A 3,431-nucleotide genomic window follows, 5' to 3' on the forward strand; every position below is an offset into this window, starting at 1 on the left:
ATTACAAAGAAATAAAACTAGAAGACTTAGCAGATTTTGTTGGTTGGTTACGTCATCCGTATACTAGTTTAAATGTAGCATCTATTACTCCTGTGAAATCAAAAAAGACTGAAAAAACAGTAAACTTAACCGTTACTGCTGTTACAAATTTCTATGATTATTTATACCGTAACGAAGAAATATCAAAAGACATGAATGAAAAACTAATGCGTCAGATTTATGCAGGAGGAAGAACACGATATAAGAGTTTTCTACATCATATTAATAAGAATAAGCCCTCTATTCGGAATGTATTAAAAGTAAAAGAGCCTCGTAAAAGAATTCAAATACTAACAAAAGAGCAAGTGCGACAAACTTTCACAGCTACTACAAATATACGAGATGCTTTTCTTATTCAACTTTTGTTTGAAACGGGATTACGTATTGGAGAGGCTCTTTCTCTATATTTGGAAGACTTTATATTTGACTACAAAAAAGGACATCGGATTCGCTTGAGGGATCGAGGAGAATTAGAGAATGGTGCAAAGCTCAAAACAGGAGAACGAGAGATATTTGTATCACAACACCTTATGGATTTGTATGATGATTATCTATATGAAATTATTGATGAACTGGATATTGAAACAAACTTTGTCTTTATTAAGCTACGTGGAAGAAATATGGGTAGACCTATGAATTATAGCGATGTAGAATCCCTCTTTAAACGATTGCGAAAGAAAACAAAAATTGATATTCATCCTCACTTGTTACGACATACACATGCCACCATATACTACCAAGAGACAAAGGACATCAAACAAGTACAAGAGAGACTAGGACATGCTCAAATTCAAACAACAATGAATTTGTATCTCCATCCTTCGGACGAAGATATCCGTAAGGATTGGGAAAAAGCACAATATGCATTTAAAATCGATGAAAAAAGCTGAAGGTGGTAAATATGAAGCGAAAACGACAAATAAATATAGGAGAAGTAAATTTTCATGAACGATTGAAGTATGAGCTTTCTAGTTATATAGAAAAAACAATCCAATCTGATGGATCTGTTACCACTAAGCGTGTGGACAATCCCTATTTTTTAATGAATAACAATTGGAATATCAAATTTTTAAAAAGTATCCCTCAATTTCGGAAAATGGCGGATAATTACAAGGGGAAACGTCGAAATGTACATTTTCGAATAAATAGTCCAACTGTTAATCTTGAAATAAAATATGTATGGTATCAAAAATTATTCAAAGAACAGTGGGCACTAAGTAGCGGTTTTAATCAAAAAGCCGCACTTTTAACGAAATTATCCATTTTTCTTAACGAAAAGTACCCTTACCTTCCCTCTTTATTTGATTTGGATATGGAGAGGGCTGAACGGGAATGGTTGTTTTGGTTAGAACAACATGGAATTCCCACAACAAAGACATCAAAGACCACAATGTTCGACGAATATACACATAAATCCCCCGCAGCAACCTATTTTCGTATCATTCATTCCAACTTCTTGGTGTTAGCAGATTCGCGTAATGAATGGGAAAAAGATCGTTGGGATGTACGGATATTACATAGCCAATATGGGATATACTACAGCAAAAGTTTAACCGCACATTTTCTTGATTTTACTGGAATAGAACCAATGAAAATAAGACATAGTACCAAAAAGTATATTAAGCAACGTTTAATGGGACGACAAGATCTTTCATTCGCTACAGCAAGAGTTTATTCAAGAACTTTAACTAAATTTTTTTCTTTCATATTTTCATTAGAACCAACATGGAATGATTTGAAAGGTCTCAAACGATCTCACATGGAGCTATATATTCAATGGTTTCATGAAGATACCAAAAATAAAAAAATTGAAAATCCAGAAAGATATATATCAGAAGGTTTAAAGATTATCAGTAAGTTTTTAGGAGATATTCAAAAATACGAATACGACATTGCCCCAACTACAAATGTAAGATTATTAATTTTCCCAGGAGATAAACCAAAAGTGAAAAAAAAGCCCTATGGGCAAATTGATTATATTCCTGACTTTGTACTGGAACAATTATTCGCTCATCTTAACGAACTACATAAAGACATCATACCGGTGGTATGGGTAGCGTTTAAAACAGGCCTTCGCATTTCAGATGTATTAGAACTTACAACAGATTGCCTTGTACAATTGAATGGTAAATATTCTATTGTAACTGATATTGAAAAAACGTTTGTACAAGGTCATCGAATCCCAATTGATGAGGAGCTCGCAAAAATTCTTTCGGTTTTAATTTCAAATTCCAAAGAAAATAGCACACAAGATAATAATCCAGAAAAATACATTTTTGTACGATATCAAGGGATACGAAAAGGTAAGCCCTATACACAAGCATGGATTCGAAAACATTTGAATGAATTAGCAAAAAAGAAAAATATTGTAGATGAAAATGGTGATATCTTTCGTTTTAAGACCCACCAATTTCGTCATACGTATGCTGTAAAGTTATTGAATGGAGGTGCAGATATTTTAACGGTACAGGAATTACTTGCTCATGCTTCCCCCGAAATGACTTTACGATATGCTAAGCTATTAGATGAAACTAAACGAAAAGCATTCGAATCTGTTATAAATCAAGGAGTCTTCAGCTTTGACTTGAACGGTGAGGTACAAAAAATTAATGCTGGTGAAGATATTCCTAAGGATATATTACAAGCACTCTGGCAAGAGCATAAACTAAATGCAATGGATAATCCTTATGGAACGTGTCATGCACGATTAAAAGGAGATTGTCCACATATGGAAGCTCCACCTTGTTTGACATGCAATAGTGGTAGCCCTTGCAAAGACTTGGCTATTGGATTTTCAGAACTGGATATTGAAAAATATGAGTTACACATAAAAACAACAGCAAGAGCTGTAGAAGTAGCTAAACAGCATAATCGTGAAGATATGATTGAAAAGCATGAACGAAATTTACACCGATATCAAAGGATTTTAAACAATATTCGAGAAGGGAATATTATATTTGGTCGACAAAATCGCATAAAACGAAAGTATGGTGTGAAACATGACTAGTTATGATCGTACAGAGCAGTTAAAAGCAATTCATGCATCCAGAAAGGCAATTACTTCTCAAAAGGTTGATGAAGCGATTCAAAGGCTCTTACGAGCCAATCAGAATATTAATTTTAATAGCGTAGCAAATGAGGCAGGTATCGCTAAAGCAACCCTGTATAATAATCAGAAATTTCGTAAACGAATTGAAATCCTACGCCAACAACAAGCGAAAATCCTTACATCGAAACAAATAAAACGTGAGATAAGTGATAGCAATAGAGATGTAATTATTGAATCGTTGAAGCGAAGACTGAAAAAAATGGAAGAAGAAAATAAACAACTGAGAAATCAACTAAAGGTGGCATACGGAGATATATATAAACAGATATAAAAAGATAAAGAG

General features: G+C 33.7%; 3 protein-coding genes. All 3 read left to right on the forward strand.

Annotation, left to right across the window (positions count from 1 at the left end):
• Positions 1 to 929 (forward strand): tyrosine-type recombinase/integrase (locus ACQGS6_RS24965; protein WP_426965769.1); only part of this gene is annotated, 929 nt, incomplete at its 5' end.
• A gap of 11 nt (positions 930 to 940) precedes the next feature.
• Complete coding sequence (locus ACQGS6_RS24970; protein ID WP_327924737.1) at positions 941 to 3,046, forward strand: tyrosine-type recombinase/integrase; 2,106 nt, start codon at positions 941 to 943, stop codon at positions 3,044 to 3,046.
• On the forward strand, positions 3,039 to 3,419 hold the full coding sequence (locus tag ACQGS6_RS24975) for a DUF6262 family protein (RefSeq protein WP_000205101.1): 381 nt from the start codon (positions 3,039 to 3,041) through the stop codon (positions 3,417 to 3,419). The genes ACQGS6_RS24970 and ACQGS6_RS24975 overlap by 8 nt, the downstream gene beginning before the upstream one ends.
• Positions 3,420 to 3,431 lie beyond the last annotated feature (12 nt).

The organism is Bacillus sp. GMs2/2, from assembly GCF_050172095.1.
GTDB classification, from domain to species: Bacteria; Bacillota; Bacilli; order Bacillales; family Bacillaceae_G; genus Bacillus_A; species Bacillus_A cereus.

What these genes read in the sequence shown, in the direction of transcription:
- ACQGS6_RS24970 (WP_327924737.1), top strand. Translation starts at nt 941, where the DNA reads ATGAAGCGAAAACGACAAATAAATATAGGAGAAGTAAATTTTCATGAA.
- ACQGS6_RS24975 (WP_000205101.1), top strand. Translation starts at nt 3,039, where the DNA reads ATGACTAGTTATGATCGTACAGAGCAGTTAAAAGCAATTCATGCATCC.